Consider the following 17,761-nt stretch of genomic DNA (forward strand, 5'->3'; position numbering starts at 1 on the left):
TTCGTTAGAACTCTACGACCATCTTGCCGGTGTTGCCTCCGCTAAACAGCTCGAGGAATGCAGCTGGCATGTTCTCGATACCGTGGCGAGTGGTGACATCGTAAGCGACCTTACCGCTGACGACCAGCGGAGCCATTCGCTCCTGGAATTCACCTGCCAGGTGCAGGTACTTGCCCAATACGAAGCCGCGCAACGTAATGCACTTGCCAATGGCCAGAGCTAGGTTGCGTGGTCCGGTCGGAGCTCCGGTGTTGTTGTACTGGGAGATTGCGCCACACATAGCGACACGGCCAAAGGTGCGCATCGCGCCGATGGCTGCCTCCAGGTGGTCTCCACCAACGTTGTCGAAGTAGAAGTCAATGCCCTCTGGTGCCGCCTTTGCTAGCTGCTCTGCAACCGGGCCGTCGTTGTAGTTAAAAGCGGCATCAAAGCCGAGTTCGAGCAGGCGCTTAACCTTCTCGTCCGAGCCGGCGGAGCCAATGACGCGGGAAGCGCCCATCTGCTTGGCGAACTGACCAGCAGCCGAGCCAACTGCGCCAGCAGCGCCAGAGATAAAGACGACGTCGCCTTCCTTCATCTCTCCGACGGCACTCAGACCAACGTAAGCAGTAAGGCCAGTAAGACCAAGGATGCCCAGGTAGGCAGCAGCTGGAGCAACGTTGAGGTCAACCGGAGTTGCTTCGGAATCGGCAATAACAGCGTTGGTCTGCCAGCCGTAAGAGTGGCGGACAGCGTCGCCAACCTGGAACTTATCCGACTTGGACGCAAGGACGGTGCCTACAGCACCGCCAGTCATTGGCTGGTCGAGCTGGAATGGTGGGATGTACGACTTGGTGTCGTTCATGCGGCCGCGCATATAGGGATCAACGGTAGCGACCGAGTTGGCTACCAAAATGTCGCCGTCGTTAAGCTCAGGCAAATCGACGGTCTCGAGGCGGAAATTCTCGTCAGTTGGCAGGCCGGACGGACGAGACGCTAAAACCCATTGCTGAGTGGTGGTGGGCAGTTCGGCTGTGGACGAAGCATTAACCGAAGTCACTATTATTCTCCTGTCGTGTATTCCTGGATTAATTGTCGGTTTAATTGTTGACTCGCAGGTTACGCCTCTTGTACCCAGGAATCGAGGCGCTCAATAAGAACGCCCAGGTCCGCTAGCAAAGGCAAGTCGGGCAGTCGTTCGGCAATCACGTTGCGGACGCTTGTGTACCACCACAGTTGCTGGCTCGGAGTTGAACGAAAGCGTTCCCACAGAGCGTGGCCATCGCGGTCTAAATCCTCCAGAGTCTGGCTGAGATTGTGGAACTTATCCGCAGCGGCCACGATGACAGATTCCTCGCTGCCATGAGAAAGCTGCTCCAGGTAGGCATCGGCACGCTCCTGCCACGAGGGCAGGGAAGAGTCTTTGGTGACGCCCTCGACGATCTCAACCACGCGAGGCCCGAACTCATCTTCCATCTCGGCACGTGAGTAGTTTTCCGGCACGTCTTCCAAAATGTCGTGGAAGAGGGCTGCCAACAGCACGTCTTCGTCGTTAGTCACGCTCGCCGCAATCAACATCACCGACATCGGATGGCTGATATAGGGAACGCCCGAGCCCTTTCGGTAGTGCCCATCGTGCGCGCGAGAGGCGATAGCGATGCCGCGCATGAGCCTGTCGCTAGGGCGTGCCGAAGCAAAGGTGTCAGCGTTTTCCATGGGTATCCCGACCTTTCGTTGATGCTTGAAAAATAGCAGCGTCTAAGCTTGAACATCATGAACGTCGCAGAAGTAGATCCGCTCATCGAGTCGATGTACCGGTGGTCCGATGTCAGTGGTGTCCTGCTCATGGGCATCATCGGTGGCACCATCGCCCGGCAACGAGGCTACGACATCATCGGGTTCTTCTTTATTGCGCTGTTCTCCGCACTGGGGGGCGGCATGATTCGCGATGTTCTGATTAACCAGGGCACCGTCGCCGCAATGAGCCAGCCGGAGTACCTAATCCTGGCGTTTACTGGTGCGCTCATTGCGCGATTTTTCTATTTCAAAGGAAAGACCTGGGAATACGTTCAGGTCCACGGTGACGCTGTGGTCTCGGGACTCTGGGCAGCTACGGGAACGGTCAAAGGCGTCACGTATGGTCTGCCCATTCTGCCGTGCATCATGATGGGCGTTTTCACCGCCACTGGTGGTTCCATGATCCGCGACATTGTGACCGGGCGAGTACCCGCTGTTTTCGGCGGCAACCAGCCCACGGTCATCCCGGCCGTGGCTTGCGCGGTCATTGTCATCGGAGGCCACCATTTGGGATTTATGGCCGTGTCCATGGTCATTGGTCCTATCGTCAGCATCCTGCTTTCGCTGCTGGGGTACTGGGGTAATTGGCGAGTGTCGGCACACTCGGAGTGGGCGCCACTGAACGACACCGCGGCGCAGATTGCGGTCCTCGCACGTCGAGCAGAGGGCAAGAGCCGCGAGGTTGGTCGACGTTTCGAGCCCGCACGCCTCCGCAGCTGGCGTCACCGACAGATGGAAAAAGCGCTGCAGCGTCGCATTCAGGCTGAGGTTGATAGGGGAGTGTCGCGTTCCGACGCCGAGGCCAACGCGGAGGAATTCCTGGAGGAGTTCAATGCGGACTTCCCAGCGGATCTGCACATGCCGACGGCGCAGCAGGAGACAGTGCAGGATGACAGCGACGAATCCGATTTCGGTGTGGACCTATCCGGTGATTCCTATGATGACTACGGAGAAGATACGGCACTGCGGCAGCGGGAATACCGGGAGATGTTGGATCAAATTCTTGCGGACGATGAGGCGACCGATTTACTCGTCGCAAAGCTGATGAAGAAATACGAGCAGCGGGATTAGAGGAGCGGCAGAGACATGGCATCGACGAGTACTGCAAGCAGGCATTTTGGGTACATTATTAAGGAACACACCGTTGAGGTGCCCTGGGATCCTTTTACCGAAGCTGCGAATGCCGCGACATTTGAGCTTTTCGCCAGGGAAATCTATGCGCCAGGAAATGAGGATGCGCCGGCAATTGTCTATTTGCAGGGCGGCCCGGGATTTCCGGCACCGCGTCCGGTAGGTGCCAGCGGAGTAATCGGTGAGGCGCTGAAGGAATTCCGCGTCATCCTGCTGGATCAGCGCGGCACTGGGCGCTCGCATCGAATTGATGCGGCCAATATTGCAGATGTTCCGGCCGAGCGGCTTGCCCAATTGCGTCAGGAATACATCGTCGAAGACGCGGAAGCATTGCGAAAGCATTTGGGCATTGCCAAATGGTCACTGTATGGCCAGTCCTTTGGCGGGTTTTGTATTACTTCGTATCTCAGCCGCTATCCGGAATCCGTGGAGCACGCTTATCTCACAGGCGGTTTACCTGTTCTGGACCGTGGTGCTGACGACCTTTATCGCACGACGTATGCGAAGCTGCGCACCCGTCACGAGCGTTTTTATCGCGAGTATCCGTGGGCCGAAAACCGAATTCGAGAAATCTGCGCGCACCTCGAGCAATCTGCAGAAACTCTCCCCACCGGTGAGCGACTGAGTTCTCGCCGATTCCGCACCATCGGAATTGAATTAGGCCGCGGAGATGGATTCCACAATCTGGCGTATTTGTTGGAAGAGCCATTCCACATTCGCAATGGCGAAAAGCAATTGCGCACCGATTTTCTGGCCGATGTAGGGACCCGCGTGAGTTTCGCCGACGGTCCGCTATACGCCGCGATTCATGAATCCATTTATGGTGGCGTCGGGAACCAGCCCACAACTAATTGGGCAGCTCACCGTATTCGCGAGGAAATCCCAGGTTTTGAAGAAAAAGCCAATCCTGCAGGAGACAAGCCGTTTTATCTCACCGGTGAGCACGTTTTCCCCTGGCAATTCGACGAGGACCCCGCGCTCGTTCCTTTCAAGGAAAAGGCGGAAGCATTTGCGCAGCACACCTGGGAAAGCTCGCCGTATGATTCCGCACGCTTGCTTGCCGACGCCCCGACCTCGGCAGCCGCGGTTTACCTCGACGATGTTTTCGTGCCGTTCGAGTACTCCATGGAGACAGCCAACTGCTACCGGGACCTGCGGCCACATGTGACCAATGCATTCCAGCATGACGGCATTCGCCACGATGGTGCGGCAATCTTTGCCCGGCTCCGCGAGCTCGTCGAGGATCACTAGGATGCCAGTTTGCCGGTGGAGATTCTCTCCCCGTAGAACTTCAAACCTCCGCAGAACCTCATGTAGTCCAGCATTGCCTCTCGGTGCCGTCTATCCTGGTGAGCATGTCGACAGCAGAGTTCTGGGATGGGAAATTCACCGTAGATCGCGAGGCCGCAAGTGACGGTTCGCGCTCTTTCTTTGGCGGCGAACCGAATCCGACAATCGCGCAGCATGTTGAGGTAATCTGGAAAGGTTTCTCCGACCCCTCACGTGCGCTCGACCTAGGCTGTGGCCGTGGCCGTCACACGGTGTGGTTAGCCAGCCAGGGCTGGGATGTCACCGGCATGGATTTCTCCAGCGTCGGGCTCGAACATACTGGAGCCGCGTTGGCAGCTGAAGGGCTCTCTGCGAACCTGGTCCAGCAAGACTTAACAGACTGGCAGCCGGAAGCAGGAAGCTTTGAGCTGGTAGTCGCCGCATTTATTCACCTGCCGCGCAGGGACAGGGAGAACCTCTGGCGAGCCGTCGCTGAGGCTCTCACTCCGGGTGGCTACTTTGTCTCAGTCTCACACCATCCGGACAACGAAGTCCACGGCCCGGGAGACCCCGAGCTGCTCTACAGCGCGGATGAGGTCACTGATTTCTTTGCGCACGAGCCGCAGAGTCTCGAAGCGGTGGTGGCGCAGCGTGACGTCGTCAAGCAAATCGATGGCAAGAACGTTGTCGACACCGTGGTGGTGCTGCGGAAGACCTGCGCGGAGAGCTAGAAGGAGCCTAGACCTCGGCGCGCGCAAGTCGAGCAAATGCGCCGTCTGCGTTGAGGAGGTTGTCATACGTGCCGCGTTCGATGAGCTGGCCGTTTTCGATGACCAGGATGTCATCGGCCTCGGCCAGTGTCTGAAGTCGGTGCGCAATAAAGATGCAGGTCGCTCCACATGCGCGGGCATTGTCTACGATACGAGCCTGCGTCAGTGGATCCTGGTGGCTGGTGGCTTCGTCGAAAATAATAATCTTTCCGGCGAGGTGTGCAGCGAGGTCATTGGGCTTAGTGCCGTCGGCTAGTACCGCGCGTAAGTAGGTGCGGGCCAGCGCCAGACGTTGACGCTGACCACCGCTGAGCCGCTGCGCGCGGCGGCCAATGGGCCTGTCCAGCGGCATCTCAGCAGGGTTGATGGCGGCGAGTTCGAGCGCCCAGTGCATCAGTGATTCGGGAACCTCGCAGCCATCAGGCGCGCCGAGACATAGATTCTCAGCGATGGTGGCCTCCATGAGAAAGGGATTCTGATCTGCGACAACAACCGTTCGGCAGACATTGGTTGAGCCGAGGTCACGGGCATTGTGGCCATTGATGATGACCTCGCCGACATCCGGATCGACATGCCGCTGGATTAGCCGGGAGAGTGTGGACTTGCCCGAACCAGTTGGGCCGACCACACCGATGAACTGGCCTGAGGCAATGCGCAGATTGATCTTGGTCAGTGCAGGGTTATCGGCGCCAGGGTAGCGGTAGCTGACATCGCTCAGTTCGAGGGCAGGGACTGAGTCGCCGGAGTTGGCCCTCGCGGTCTGCGCGTGGTGCAGGTCCAGCGACTCCGGCTGCTTCGGCTCTTCCACAGTCGGCGGCTGCGCGGCCAGCTCCCTGATCCGAGTGACTGCATTGAGTCCCGCTGGCAGAGAAGATGCCAGGCGCTCGATCGAATCCATTGATGAAGCAGTTCCCGCCACCAGGGACGTCGTCACCAAAACAGCAGGGAGCATACGGTAGTCGGCTGAAAGCGCCGGGATACCAGCACAAAAGACGGCAATGCTGCCACCCCAAATCCGAAGTCCGGTCGCGCCAGAGCGCAGTCCAGCCCGCTTGCCGCCTGCACGCATTTTCTGAGCAAGCTGTTCATCGAGCTCACGCAATCCCCGCAGCCGCTGCTCGGCTGCGCCGTAGATGAGGATTTCCTCCCGAAGGCGCAGCGTATCGGCAATGTACTGCGCAATGTCCGTGCGTGTGGAGTTCGTTGCGGAAGCCTCCGTCGTCGCCTTCTTAGAGCCTGCGAGCGCAATCACAAAGCCAACCGCGAAGGTCAGCGTCAGAGCAATCGCAGGCAGGGCTCCGGCAGTCGATGCCGCTGTCACGACCGCCATCAGCGGAATCAGTACGGCCGTCACCGCGGGCGCAATTGTGTGCGCGAAGAAGACTTCCACTCGGTCAACATCACGAATCGCAATTGTGTGAATCCTGGCAGTACCCAGCCCATCGGTTACCGCGGGCGCCTGCGGGATAAGACGCTCGACGATCCACAGCCGCAGCTCGCCGAGCAGCCGAAACGCAGCCAGATGCCCGAGGTACTGCTCGACATACCGCAGAATCGCTTTCAACAGCGCCAGCCCTGCAACCACGCCAATGACCGCCCACGTCCACTGCATGCTCAAGCTTTGCGACGAGTCGGTTGCGTCCCACTTCGACAGCGCAATTGTGGCAATTGCCCAGGCGGGCACAGCCAGCATCAATGCACCCAGAATGTGCCCAGCCACGCGTGCGAGGATAGATGCACTGAGCGCTCCGCGAGCCTGTGCGGAAAAGCGCAGCAACCAGATGATGTTGTTCATGTCAGCTCTCCTCGGTCAGCGCTCGTGCGTAATACTCATTGCTTGTGCTCAGTTGGTCGGGTTTGCCCGCAGCCACGATCCGGCCTTCGGCGACGACAATGACCAGATCAACGTCCGATAGCGCTTCCATGCGGTGAGCGACCATGATGCTCGTTCGTCCTTCAGCAAGGCGGGTCAAGGACTCCTTGATGAGACCTTCCGTCCGACGATCGATGTCCGCTGTCGGCTCGTCGAGAAGCACAATCGGAGCGGCGCCGAGCAGACCACGCGCAATGGCCAGGCGGCGTCGTTGCCCGCCTGAGAGCCAATTGCCCTGATCACCGACCTCCGAATCGAGACCACCAGGGCGCTGCTCGATTTCAGCGAGTAAGTGCACGTCGCGAAGTGCTTTTCGCATATCGACGGCCGTTGCGTCCGGGCATGCGATGCGAAGATTGTCCGCGACGGTGGTGCCGAAAATGGCTGGCTGCTGGGAGATGAGCAGCGAGTTGGCGAGCAACTCCGGGGTCGAAAGCGCGTCGCCGTCAAGGCAGACTTCCCCGGAATGCGGCTGTAGGCCTGCGAGTACACGCAGGAGTGTGCTCTTTCCGGAACCGCTGGGGCCAACGATGCCGACTCTGCTGCCGGCTGGAATTGTCAGGTTGATATCGGAGAGAATGCGCTTTTCGCCGATGTCAACGCTCACATCGCGGAGGGAAATCTCCGGTGCGTGCGGTGCGGAGGCTTTGGCGGAATGCGCTGTTCCGGTTGTGAACGCTTTAGCGGCAGGCTCACCGAATACCTCCACTATTCCGTTTCGATGCGTGCGCCCGCCGAGTCCGATGTAGAAAGTGCGGCCGACGCGATTGACGGGCTCGTAGAGCAGAACGGATAGGAAAACACCTGCGAGGGCCGTGCCCACGCTGATTGCATCTGCCTGCAAACGCAGCAAGACAAGACCGATTGCGGTCGTCGACATTGCAATACCAAAAACCGCGTCGTTGACAATAATCATCAGCTGATTGCGGGCGAGTAGGGCGGTGAGCTCAGACATCGCAGTGCGAGTTTGGCTGGCAAAACGTGCCATGACTCGATCAATTGCTCCAAGAACTTTGAATGTTCCCAGCCCTTCGAGCATCTCCAAGTAGGCATGCGTGGCCTTCGCTTGCTTTCGGCGATACGTCGCATTGGATTTCCGCAGAATTTTTCCAGCACCAATAATGATCAACGGCGTAGAAATGAAAAATAGTGCCAGCCACAAGGCGGTTTTCGTATCCACCCACAAAGCCCAGACCGCCAAAATGATCAGTGGAGCACTAAACGAGGCCAACGTGGGAGCGAGAAACGTCGCTCGGTAATTCGCGGTCTGTTCGACGCTTGTGGTCGCGGCATCGAAGAGTAGGCCCTCGCCAGTGTTGGCGGCGCTTCGGTGTGCGTGACCAGCTTTCCCTGCGCCGTGCCCTCTTCCATGCGCGTGCTTTGGGGCTTGTTCAGGAGCGGAAAACTCCGGCTTCAGCACACTGCCAACTACATGCGAGCGCCACAGCTTTTCCTGCTCACCAGCTAGCCGTGGTGGTAGTGCCTCGGTGACATAAGCACAGAGGCTTCCCAGAATGACCGCCACAATCGCAGCGGCCAGGGATTCATGAAGTCCCCACTGCCCAAACCAGTTGCCGCCACTGGTGTCTGTGACACCGCCGTGCAAACTGCTGAGAGCATCGAGCGTGTATCCAAGAGACACGGCGCTGAGAGCGAAGAAAAAGCTGCGCCCCCAGCTGGATAACAAAACCCAGTGCATTCCGCGGGGTGGGGAAGTCAGTGCTTCATGAATCCACATAGCGACGTGAAAACCTATTTTCTATTTAGCCAGTGCGTCAGCGATCTCACGCAGTCCATCGGGCATGTGCATTCCGGCGGTGCCAGAGGTCGTCTTCGCATCAATTAGTTGCACTCGATCATTCTTGACCGCAGCGACGTCGGCAAGCGCCGGGTTATCCAGCAACTCCTGGAATGGAGCCTTGCCCTGGCCGTGGAAATCCTGAATCAGAATGACATCCGGATTCAGCTGCACAATTGTCTCCGGATCAGCGGGAACGGCACCCGGACGCTTGCCCTTTGGTGAGATCGGCTCGCCACCGGCCAGCTCAACGAGATTCGTCGTCGCCGACTGCATGCCCATAATCATCTTCTGACCACCGCGGGCAAACAGGACCAGCGTCTTTGGCTTAGTTGTGGAATCAATTTCCGAGAGAATCTCTTCGGTTTCCGATTCAATCTTGGCAACCATTTCAGCCGCCTTATCTTCGGCTCCGAGCAACTTGCCAAGCTTGGTCACCGACTCCGCCAGCGCCTTCGGCGAGGCGAAATCACTGCTGGCAAACGCCGCGGTCGGAACATCGCTGGCACCCAGCAGCTCACTTGCCGACTGCTCCTGATCATGGCGGCTGGTCATCAACACCATGTCCGGCTCATAGGACAGAATCTGCTCCGGATCCGGCTTCGTGGAGTTGGCAATCGCGTTGGGCACCTGACGCGCCAGCTCAACCTGATTACCCGAGCTCTCATCGAGCGCATTCTTCGTCACGGCTACGACACGCTCTGGCCCAACCAGTTCCAACGCCAGATCCGCAACCTCAGTCGACAGTGCAACGATGCGCTTCGGCTGACTCTGCACCGTAACGTCGTGGTCGCCGACGGTAACAGTACGCGGCCACTGCGCCTGCTGGCTCGTCGCAGTTTCGCTTGACGACGGCTGCTGCGCCGTCTCCTCCGAGGAAGAACAAGCGACCACCGCAGCGAGGGGGAGAGCTGCAATCAACGGCAGAGTGACGGCCTTTTTAGAGTTTCGCTTCAAGGCAGAGATAGGAGAAGTTGGTGAAAACACGAAAGTACTTCCTTGAGTGTTGAGTTGTGATTGTTGGGGAATTTTCGGTTGCGTTGGTGCTAGCTGGAATCAGACAGCGGGGCGAGCCCGAGCCAACGCCGTCACTCGCACCGAACCGGTATGTGGATCGGTATCGACAGCGCTGGAGATGCGATAAATCGCATCTATTCGGGGAGGCGTCAGCACTTCTTCGGCGGAACCAGTGACTTCCAATCCGCCGTTGTGAATCACACTGAGCCGGTGGCAGCTGCGGGCCGCGAGGTTGAGGTCATGAAGGACGACTCCGATACCGTGGCCCTCGTCGGCAAGCTCGCCGAGCAGCTCGAGGATTTCCAGCTGAAACCCGATGTCCAAGGCCGCAGTGGGTTCGTCGAAAAGCATGACCTTGGCCTGTTGTGCCAATAGTTTTGCGATGAACACCAATTGCCGCTGCCCGCCGGACAGAGCCGTGATGGGATGGTCGGCGAGTGCGGTGACACCAACGCGGTCGAGGGCGTAAGCGACGATATCGTGATCCGTGGAGTTTAGTGGGCTGCGGAAACGGTCACGCCGACGGTGGTGCGCGTACCTGCCGAGTGCCACGACAGTTCGAACGTCAATAGCGGCATCGGCCGGTGTGTGCTGCGGCAGGTACGCCAACCGGGTGGCGCGTTCGTGGGCACGAAGCTTCGTCAGCGGCGCACCGAGGAGCTCAACCTGCCCCGAACTCGGTGTCACAATGCCCGCCATAGCACGGAGCAAGGAGGATTTTCCGGTGCCATTGGAACCGATGATGCCGTGGACCTCGCCAGGTCGAATAGCGAGGTTCACGCCACTTACGACGGTCCGATTGCGGTAACCGACACTGAGGTCGGTAGCCCGCAGCAGCGCGGTGCTATCGGCGTCTGGCTTAGTGACGTGGTCGCTGAGGTTTTGTGTCTGCTGACTCATGACTGGCGGCCACCTTGCCGAAGAATCAACGCGAGTAGCGCCGGTGCGCCAAGGAACGCGGTGACTGTGCCAGTTTGCAGAGCAACTGGGGAAAAGAGACTGCGGGCGACGAGGTCGGCGAGAATGAGAAACACTGCGCCGAGGCACATAGAAATGGGCAGCAGGCTGCGGTGATCGGGGCCGATGGCAAGGCGAATCAGGTGCGGGACGACCAATCCGACAAAGGAAATAACGCCAGTGACAGCGACGCCCGCTGCCGTGACTAACGCAGCCAGGGCGAGCAGCAGTTGCCGGATCCACACTGTGCGCATACCAGTGGCAGCGGCCTGTTCTTCGCCGAGGAGGAACAGGTTGAGTTCGGGAATGAGCATCATCAAGATAACCGTGCCGACGGTAATGGGGCCGACTGCCAGTGCAATGTCCTGCCAATTCGAAGCAGTTAAATCGCCGTTGAGCCAGAACATGGCCTGTTGAGCGTCATCGCTGTGTGGCGCGTTCGCGATGGTGGCGGAGATGACTGCGCCGAGGAACGCGTTGAGTGCAATACCGACGAGCAACAGGGTTGCTCCACTGCCGCCATTGAGACCGGCGACGATTTGGACAAATATGACAGCCAGCAACGCGCCTATGAATGCGCCAGCCGAAAGAACCCACGGTGCTTTCGCGGCCACGCCAGTGACGATGAGAATGACGGCTACCACTGCTGCACCGGAGGAGACACCGGTAACACCGGGTTCGGCCAGCGGATTGCGAAAAACTGCCTGCATGGTTGCACCTGCGACAGCGAGCGAGGCACCGACCAGTCCAGCAAGGAGGACACGGGGCAGCCGGATGCTCCAGACAAGTGATTGCGTGGCAGGGGATATCTCTGGCAGAAGGTGGTTGAGAGCCGGGAGGTCGTCGGAAAGCGTCTTGATGAGCGGGGTGAGCAGCGCGACGATGCCGTTGCTGAAACCTGTTCCCGCGGGGCCTATGGAGATCGCCAAGAGGATTGTGGCGGGGACGGCCAGGAAAAGTAGAAAGCCGAAGAGCCGGGCTCGAAGTTTTTGTTTTCGAGTGCGCGGAAGAGAAGCTCTATCGACAATAGTTTTCACTTGGTTAATGATGGACAATTTGAAAATAATTGTCAATAAAGGCGTGTCGGTGGGGCTGTGGGGTCCCCTAAGAACAGCAAAACCCCGCACCAGCTCCCTTGTGAAAACAGGGTGCTAATGCGGGGTGAAGAAGCTCTGTAGCTTACTTCTTGTCGCCCAGGCGCTCGTCTGCCATGTCGCGAACCTTCTTGATCTGGTCGGCCTTGTCCTCGCCGAGCTTGTCCTTGCCCAGCTGCTCAGCCTTGTCCAGAACCTTGTCGGTGTTCTCTTCGTTGCTCAGTGCTTCCTTGGCCTTGTCCATAAGTCCCATGGTGAAGACTCCTTCCATTTTTAATGTCTATTCGCGTTTTTTCGTTTGCGGCATAGAGTGTACCGATGAATTGGCGACGTTGCGACCGTTTTGGACTCACGGAGCGAATCCGGGATTCGACTGGCAACACCGTGACTGACGGCTATTGAGTGGCTATTGAGCTGTCTTGGTGCGGGCTTCATCTGCCTTGTGCATGACTTCGCGCTCGTACTTGCCGACGAAGATCATGAGGACAAACGCAATAGCGACAACTCCAATGAGGGTTGCGAATGTGACATTCCAGCCTGCGAAGTCGATCAAGAGACCGACACCAGTGGAGGCGAGTGTTGCGCCGAGAAGGTATCCGAACAATCCAGTGAAACCAGCTGCGGTTCCCGCAACATACTTAGGCGAGAGGTCGATGGCCTGCAGTCCGATGAGCATGATTGGGCCGTAAATGAGTGCGCCGATCAGGGAGATGAGCACATAGAACATCCACAATGGTGCCGTAGCGGGTAGCTGCCAGTATGCGAAAATGGTGATGCCGGTGCCGATCAGGAAGAGCATGCCGGCGCCTGAGCGCCAACCCTTGAAGACCTTGTCGGAGACCCATCCGCACAGCAGGGTGCCCACAATTGCTGCGCCCTCGTAGAGCATGAATCCGATGATTCCGCCCGTGACGTTGGTCTTGTGCAATTCGTTTGTCAGGTAAATCGGAATCCAGTTGAGAACGCCGTAACGAAGTGCGTAGACGAACACATTGGCCAGCGCCAACATGACGATAACCGGATTGGTAAGAACATGGTTCTTGACGATTGCGAACCAGGGTTCTTGTGCCTCGTCATTAGTTCCTTCGACCTTGTCTGGGTCGTTACGGTATTCCTCTACCGGAGGCAGTCCCATGGATTGCGGGTTGTCTCGAATCAGCAGGAATGCGATGGCAGCAATCACGAGCGCGACAATCGCCGGTAGCCAGAATGCGGGAGTCCAGTCGGCATCGGAAGTGGCGAACGAATGCAAGCCCCAGGCTGCCAGAGCACCACCGACGGCGGCACCGACATTGTGGGCAGTGTTCCAGATCGACATCAAAGTGCCGCGCTCGGATGTCGAGAACCAGTGGACGACAACGCGTCCAGAAGGAGGCCAGCCCATGCCTTGGAACCAGCCATTGATGAACATGACTGTCGCGAAAATCGCAACAGAGGCACTGATCGCTGGGACGAACGCAACAAAGAGGTTTACGACCGCGGACAGTGCTAGGCCAAGCGGGAGGAAGTACCTGGCATTGGCCCTGTCGGAGAGCATGGCCATGAAGAACTTGGATAGGCCGTAGGAGAAGAGAACCGCATTGGCTACGATGCCAATTCCGGCTGCACCCAGTAGGTCGTGCTTTTCCAGCACAGCGGACACCAGGGGGATGTTATTTCTGATGAGGTAGAAGCCCGCGTAGCCGATGAAGATGCCCATGAAGACGTTGAACCGCCAGGTCCGGTAGGTCGGGGCAATCTTTTCCTCGGGAAGGGGAGCTGCTGGGCCGGGGGCGCTGAGCCAGCCGAGCCTCTGACTGCTCATAATGAGAGTCCTTTCGCTGAAGGCCGCCGTTGCCTCTAGCGCAACCTGTGCGGGTGGCTAGGGCGACAGGCGGAGAGCTTTATCGTTTCAGCGGTGAGTTTACAGTGACTTCAGCCCCTGTTAATGGGTTGTTAACCTCCCGGTCGTGGGGGTCTTTGGAGGGGGTTGATGTAAAGGCGATTAACGCATGTCATTGGTTAGAGAATGTCGTTAATAGCCTCGGTGGGGCGCGCCATCCTTACCCCCTTATTGGTGGCGACAAACGGGCGCTCGATCAGGCGTGGGTGCGCGACCATTGCGTCCAGAAGTTCCTCGTCGCTGGAGTTCTTGGAGAGTCCCAGCTCCTTGAACTCCGCTTCCTTGGTGCGCACGGCATCGATGACGTTCAGGCCTGCCGCCTCGATTAGCGAGCGCAGCTCGGCCTTGGTTGGAGGAGTGTCTAGGTACTTGATGATTTCCGGCTCGATTCCGGCTTCGCGTAATACGGCGAGAGCCTGGCGGGACTTTGAGCAGCGGGGGTTGTGATAAATCTTCGCTTCCATGTCTCCATCATGGCTGATGTTGTGGCGTGAAGGTTGGCGCTGTGGCGTGACGGCCTGCGGATAGGGTTTGTTCAATGTTTATCCTTAAAAAATGTCATACCGAAAACACTTAAGTTCACTAGGTTGAAAATCACTGTCGTTAGGTTTACTCTCACACGTGATAGATGAACGGCGAAGTGCGCCCCAACCGCCCCTAAGGTGACCCGATTTACTGAAGCGGCCGGTCAGCGTAGCCGTCGTAAAGCAGGAACAAACAATCAAGAGCGGACACCAACATGACAGTTTCCGGAAAACTTTCGCGATCAGCCAAGTCCATGTGTGCGGGTCTTTCGATTTTGCTAGCGGGCGCTGGCCTTGCAGCGTGTGGCGATAGCAGTGAGGGAGCCAGCGGCGAGAACCCAATCAACGTCGTGGCTTCCACGACGCAGATTTGTGATTACGTGAAGCAGCTGGACATCGATGAAGTTGATTTGACCTGCCTGTTGGCGCCGAATGCAACGGCTCATGAGTTGGAAATGACCCATGAGCAGCTGAGCAAGACTGGTAACGCGGATCTCTTGTTCGTCAACGGAGTCGATCTGGAGCACTTCCTGGACCAGGCGATTGAGTCCTCGGGCTTTTCCGGAACGATGGCAGTGACCAGTGGCGTTCTCACTGCAGGTGACGTAGATGCCATGAAGGCGGCCAAGGATATGGACAAAACCAAGCCACTGCCGCCAGAGAAGGCGAAGAATGGTAACTACACCATTGACCGAGGTGTGGAAAAGATTGATGTCTCCCCATGGCCATTCCCGCCGGAAGAGCCCGGTGAGGAGGCGGAATTTCGCTTCGATCCGCATGTATGGACCTCGCCTAAGAACGCCAAGATTCAGGTTGCCAACATCGGCTACGCCCTGGAAAAGGTCGCCGAGGAACGTGGTGACAATGAGCTGAAGTCCACCATCGCCGACCACGTTGCGGTCTACCAGGAGAAGCTGGATCAGCTGGATGAGTGGGCAAATAAGTCCATCGCCACTGTGTCGGACCCCGTGCTGTTTACCAGCCACGATGCCTTTGGATACTTCTCCCACGAGTTCAATATCAACTTCATCGGCGCAGCGCTGTCTGATTTCAACGAGCAGCAGGATGCCACGGCCGCGCATATCGCCGAGGCGGCAAAGACCGTGAAGGACTCGGGTGCAACCGCGCTGTTTGCGGAAAACTCGAACAACTCGAAGTCAATTGAGGCGATTGCCAAGGCCGCGGGTGTCAAGGCCATCGTTGGTGAGGACGCACTCTACGGCGACTCGCTCGGTCCGGCCGGAAGTGACGGCGAGACCTACATTGGTTCAATCATCCACAACGTCACTCAGGTCGTGACGGCATGGGACGGAACCGTCGCACCCCTGCCAGAGGGCATCAAGTGAGCCTCAACCACTTAGCCAACCCCATGTCTGCCGATCCCATAGTCACGCTCCGCGATGCCTCATTCGGCTACACGGCGGTACCCATCGTCAGCCACATCACCGCCAGCGTCGCGCCGGGCACCGGGCTTGCACTCATCGGCGCCAATGGCTCTGGAAAAACGACCGTGCTGCGCGGAATCTTGGGCGGGACTCGTCTCCTCGCTGGTGAGATGCACAATAACGCGAAGATCGTGTCCTACGTCCCGCAGTCGGCAGACCTCGATCGCACTTTTCCGGTCACGGCTTTCGATGTCGTCGCCATGGGAGTTCTGCGCGAACTGCGCCCCTTCCAACCGCTTGGACACCGTAAAGAACGCATCCACGCAGCGCTAGCCAAAGTCGGACTTGCCGACCGCACCATTGATCGTTTCGGCAACCTCTCCGGTGGTCAGCAGCAACGCGTCCTGTTGGCGCGCGCCATCGTCGCACGTCCGCAACTCGTGCTTCTCGACGAGCCGTTCAACGGCCTCGACACTGAAAATCGGGCGATGCTGCTGAATCTCCTCAACGAACTGAAGGAAAATGGCACGGCAATTATCGCGGCCACCCATGATCTCGTGCTTGCTGAGGACACCTGCGAAAACACATTAATCGTGGCAGAGCAGCCAGCTTTTGGTGCGACCTCGAAGTTGGTGCCAGCCTATGTGGACTGAGCTTGCGAATGAGCTTGGGGTAGCGCCTTTCATGTTCAGGCCACTAGTGCTGCTGATTGCCCTCGGGGCGGTCTCTGGCCTGGTCGGTGTCATCGTGAACCTGCGTGGCCTCGAGTTCAATGCCGAGGCCATGGTGCATTCGATTTTTCCCGGAATTGTGGCCGGTGCCGTATTCGGCGGCATCGACATGATTATCCCGGTGGCCGCGGCATTTGCGGTGGTAGTGGCAGTAGCACTGACCTTGGTATCGCGCTCGCACATGTCGGAAGCCGGAGTGGCAGTCGTACTGACCAGCTTCTTTTCCATTGGCGTGATCCTCTCGCTGAAGAAAGGTGATCAGTCAGGACAGCTGGAAGCGCTCATGTTCGGGCGACTGCTGGAAGTCACCGACTCCCGTCTCACCAGCGCCCTGATTGTCTGTGCCATCGCCTTGGTTCTTATCGCAGTGACCTGGCGCCAGCAGGTGTTTGTTGCCTTTGATCGCTTCGGTGCCAAAGCCGCAGGCGTCAATGTGTGGGCCATCGACCTCACCATTAACGCGGCGATTGCTGCGGTGGTGGTGTCGTCGGCAAGCGCAGTGGGAGTGTTGCTGGTAGTCGGATATCTGGTCGTGCCGGGAGCGGCGGCGAGATTGCTGACTCGCCGAGTGCATGTGATGGTGCCGATTGCGATTGCAGTGGGCTGCCTCAGCGGAATCGTTGGTTTGGCATTGGTGCCCTTGGGGCCGGTGTCGCCTCAGGCAGTCGTCGCGCTGACCTCGGTGGGACTGTATTTCGTGGCACTGGGACTGCGCGCCGTGATGGGAGGCGACCGTGTCTAGCATCCTGATTTTGCCAATTATCGAACTGATACTGGTAGGAGCCCTGGCTGGAGTAGTGGGGGTACTCGCGGTGCTGGGCAAACAAGTGTTCTTCGCAGAAGCGATTACACATGCGACTTTTCCCGGTGCGGTGGTGGGCGTTGTTATCGCGGCAGCGCTCGGCCTGAGCCACTCGTGGATTTCGGTGTTCCTCTTTATCGGGGCATTTCTGATGTGCATTCCGATTGGGGCCCTGTTCGGTCTGTCGAAGGTGGGGACGACGTCCTCGGCGGCGGGAATTGTGCTGACATTCGGGTTCGCGCTGGGCTACTTCCTGAACAAGTGGTTCGCCCCGTTGCCGGTGAAGGTTGAGAGTTTCCTGGTCGGCAGCGTACTCAACGTGAACAAGATTGATATTGCGCTGTCGGGTGGGCTCCTGCTGCTGGTGGCGTTGGTGCTGTTGGCTCGGTGGCGCCAGCTGATTTACTTCACGTTCGACCCGGAGTCTTTCGGGGTCGCGCATTCGAGGAGAAGAGCACAGTTGGTCATCAGCGGGCTGATTGTGTTGACTCTGGTGGCGCTGATTCCGGCTGTCGGCACGATTTTATCCATCGCGCTGTTGGCTGCCCCGGCAGCTGCGCTGGTTGGGGTAGTGAACGATACCCGTTTGCTATTCGTGTTAGCACCATTGATGGGTATCGCGATTGGCCTGGTGGGGCTATTCATTGCGGTGGCGGCGAACTTGTCAGTTGGTGGCTGTATTGGCGTGTGCGCCGGTTGTTTCTATGTCCCCCTCAAGATTGCGGCAACACGCAATAACGCTAGAGTTTAAA

Annotated in this window: 17 protein-coding genes; 7 read left to right on the forward strand and 10 right to left on the reverse strand. The window is 58.1% G+C overall.

Annotation, left to right across the window (positions count from 1 at the left end; translation table 11 throughout):
- Window positions 1-4: 4 nt before the first annotated feature.
- Together ADB08_RS09250 and ADB08_RS09255 are read right to left on the reverse strand one after the other, a co-directional pair.
- Window positions 5-1,039, reverse strand: a complete 1,035-nt coding sequence (locus ADB08_RS09250; protein ID WP_187400067.1) for an NADP-dependent oxidoreductase — start codon at window positions 1,037-1,039, stop codon at window positions 5-7.
- 59 nt (window positions 1,040-1,098) lie between these two features.
- Window positions 1,099-1,695, reverse strand: coding sequence for an HD domain-containing protein (locus ADB08_RS09255; protein ID WP_049172644.1), 597 nt, complete (start codon window positions 1,693-1,695; stop codon window positions 1,099-1,101).
- Window positions 1,696-1,752: 57 nt separating this feature from the next.
- Here ADB08_RS09255 and ADB08_RS09260 point away from each other — a divergent pair, with 57 nt between their 5' ends.
- The 3 genes from ADB08_RS09260 (at window position 1,753) to ADB08_RS09270 (ending at window position 4,907) form a co-directional block, all read left to right on the forward strand.
- On the forward strand, window positions 1,753-2,847 hold the full coding sequence (locus ADB08_RS09260) for a trimeric intracellular cation channel family protein (RefSeq protein ID WP_016422340.1): 1,095 nt from the start codon (window positions 1,753-1,755) through the stop codon (window positions 2,845-2,847).
- A gap of 15 nt (window positions 2,848-2,862) precedes the next feature.
- Window positions 2,863-4,158: an alpha/beta fold hydrolase gene (locus ADB08_RS09265; protein ID WP_049172646.1), complete on the forward strand. Its 1,296-nt coding sequence runs from the start codon at window positions 2,863-2,865 to the stop codon at window positions 4,156-4,158.
- 104 nt (window positions 4,159-4,262) lie between these two features.
- Window positions 4,263-4,907, forward strand: coding sequence for a class I SAM-dependent methyltransferase (locus tag ADB08_RS09270; RefSeq protein WP_049172649.1), 645 nt, complete (start codon window positions 4,263-4,265; stop codon window positions 4,905-4,907).
- Window positions 4,908-4,914: 7 nt separating this feature from the next.
- On the opposite strand, the gene ADB08_RS09275 is transcribed toward ADB08_RS09270, so the two are convergent.
- The 8 genes from ADB08_RS09275 to arsC form a co-directional block, all read right to left on the reverse strand.
- Window positions 4,915-6,741 carry an amino acid ABC transporter ATP-binding/permease protein gene (locus tag ADB08_RS09275; protein ID WP_049172651.1) on the reverse strand — a complete coding sequence of 609 codons (1,827 nt, stop codon included), beginning with the start codon at window positions 6,739-6,741 and terminating at the stop codon, window positions 4,915-4,917.
- A gap of 1 nt (window position 6,742) precedes the next feature.
- Window positions 6,743-8,461 carry an ABC transporter ATP-binding protein gene (locus ADB08_RS09280; RefSeq protein ID WP_239660054.1) on the reverse strand — a complete coding sequence of 573 codons (1,719 nt, stop codon included), beginning with the start codon at window positions 8,459-8,461 and terminating at the stop codon, window positions 6,743-6,745.
- 117 nt (window positions 8,462-8,578) lie between these two features.
- Window positions 8,579-9,604 (reverse strand): ABC transporter substrate-binding protein, encoded by a 1,026-nt coding sequence (locus ADB08_RS09285; protein ID WP_049172654.1) that lies wholly within the window; start codon window positions 9,602-9,604, stop codon window positions 8,579-8,581.
- Between the two features lie 69 nt (window positions 9,605-9,673).
- Entirely contained in the window at window positions 9,674-10,534 is an 861-nt protein-coding gene (locus tag ADB08_RS09290) for an ABC transporter ATP-binding protein (protein ID WP_049172655.1), read from the reverse strand.
- Window positions 10,531-11,520, reverse strand: coding sequence for a FecCD family ABC transporter permease (locus tag ADB08_RS09295; RefSeq protein WP_231367182.1), 990 nt, complete (start codon window positions 11,518-11,520; stop codon window positions 10,531-10,533). Before ADB08_RS09295 ends, ADB08_RS09290 begins: the two co-directional genes overlap by 4 nt.
- 250 nt (window positions 11,521-11,770) lie before the next feature.
- Complete coding sequence (locus ADB08_RS11415) at window positions 11,771-11,938, reverse strand: antitoxin (RefSeq protein ID WP_016422348.1); 168 nt, start codon at window positions 11,936-11,938, stop codon at window positions 11,771-11,773.
- Between the two features lie 153 nt (window positions 11,939-12,091).
- Window positions 12,092-13,489 (reverse strand): MFS transporter, encoded by a 1,398-nt coding sequence (locus tag ADB08_RS09300; RefSeq protein ID WP_049172657.1) that lies wholly within the window; start codon window positions 13,487-13,489, stop codon window positions 12,092-12,094.
- Window positions 13,490-13,686: 197 nt separating this feature from the next.
- Window positions 13,687-14,031: an arsenate reductase (glutaredoxin) gene (gene arsC, locus ADB08_RS09305; protein ID WP_049172659.1), complete on the reverse strand. Its 345-nt coding sequence runs from the start codon at window positions 14,029-14,031 to the stop codon at window positions 13,687-13,689.
- A 275-nt stretch (window positions 14,032-14,306) separates the two neighbouring features.
- Here arsC and ADB08_RS09310 point away from each other — a divergent pair, with 275 nt between their 5' ends.
- The 4 genes from ADB08_RS09310 to ADB08_RS09325 are packed head-to-tail and all read left to right on the forward strand — an operon-like array spanning window position 14,307 to window position 17,760.
- Window positions 14,307-15,437: a metal ABC transporter substrate-binding protein gene (locus ADB08_RS09310; RefSeq protein WP_049172662.1), complete on the forward strand. Its 1,131-nt coding sequence runs from the start codon at window positions 14,307-14,309 to the stop codon at window positions 15,435-15,437.
- A gap of 23 nt (window positions 15,438-15,460) precedes the next feature.
- A complete protein-coding gene (locus tag ADB08_RS09315) occupies window positions 15,461-16,129 on the forward strand; it encodes a metal ABC transporter ATP-binding protein (RefSeq protein ID WP_049172744.1) in 669 nt (222 codons plus the stop codon).
- On the forward strand, window positions 16,119-16,949 hold the full coding sequence (locus tag ADB08_RS09320) for a metal ABC transporter permease (RefSeq protein ID WP_049172664.1): 831 nt from the start codon (window positions 16,119-16,121) through the stop codon (window positions 16,947-16,949). Before ADB08_RS09315 ends, ADB08_RS09320 begins: the two co-directional genes overlap by 11 nt.
- Complete coding sequence (locus ADB08_RS09325) at window positions 16,942-17,760, forward strand: metal ABC transporter permease (protein WP_049172667.1); 819 nt, start codon at window positions 16,942-16,944, stop codon at window positions 17,758-17,760. Before ADB08_RS09320 ends, ADB08_RS09325 begins: the two co-directional genes overlap by 8 nt.
- Window position 17,761: the final 1 nt, after the last annotated feature.

The organism is Corynebacterium sp. 239_CJEI (assembly GCF_001055995.1).
In the GTDB taxonomy this organism is placed as follows: Bacteria; Actinomycetota; Actinomycetes; order Mycobacteriales; family Mycobacteriaceae; genus Corynebacterium; species Corynebacterium jeikeium_D.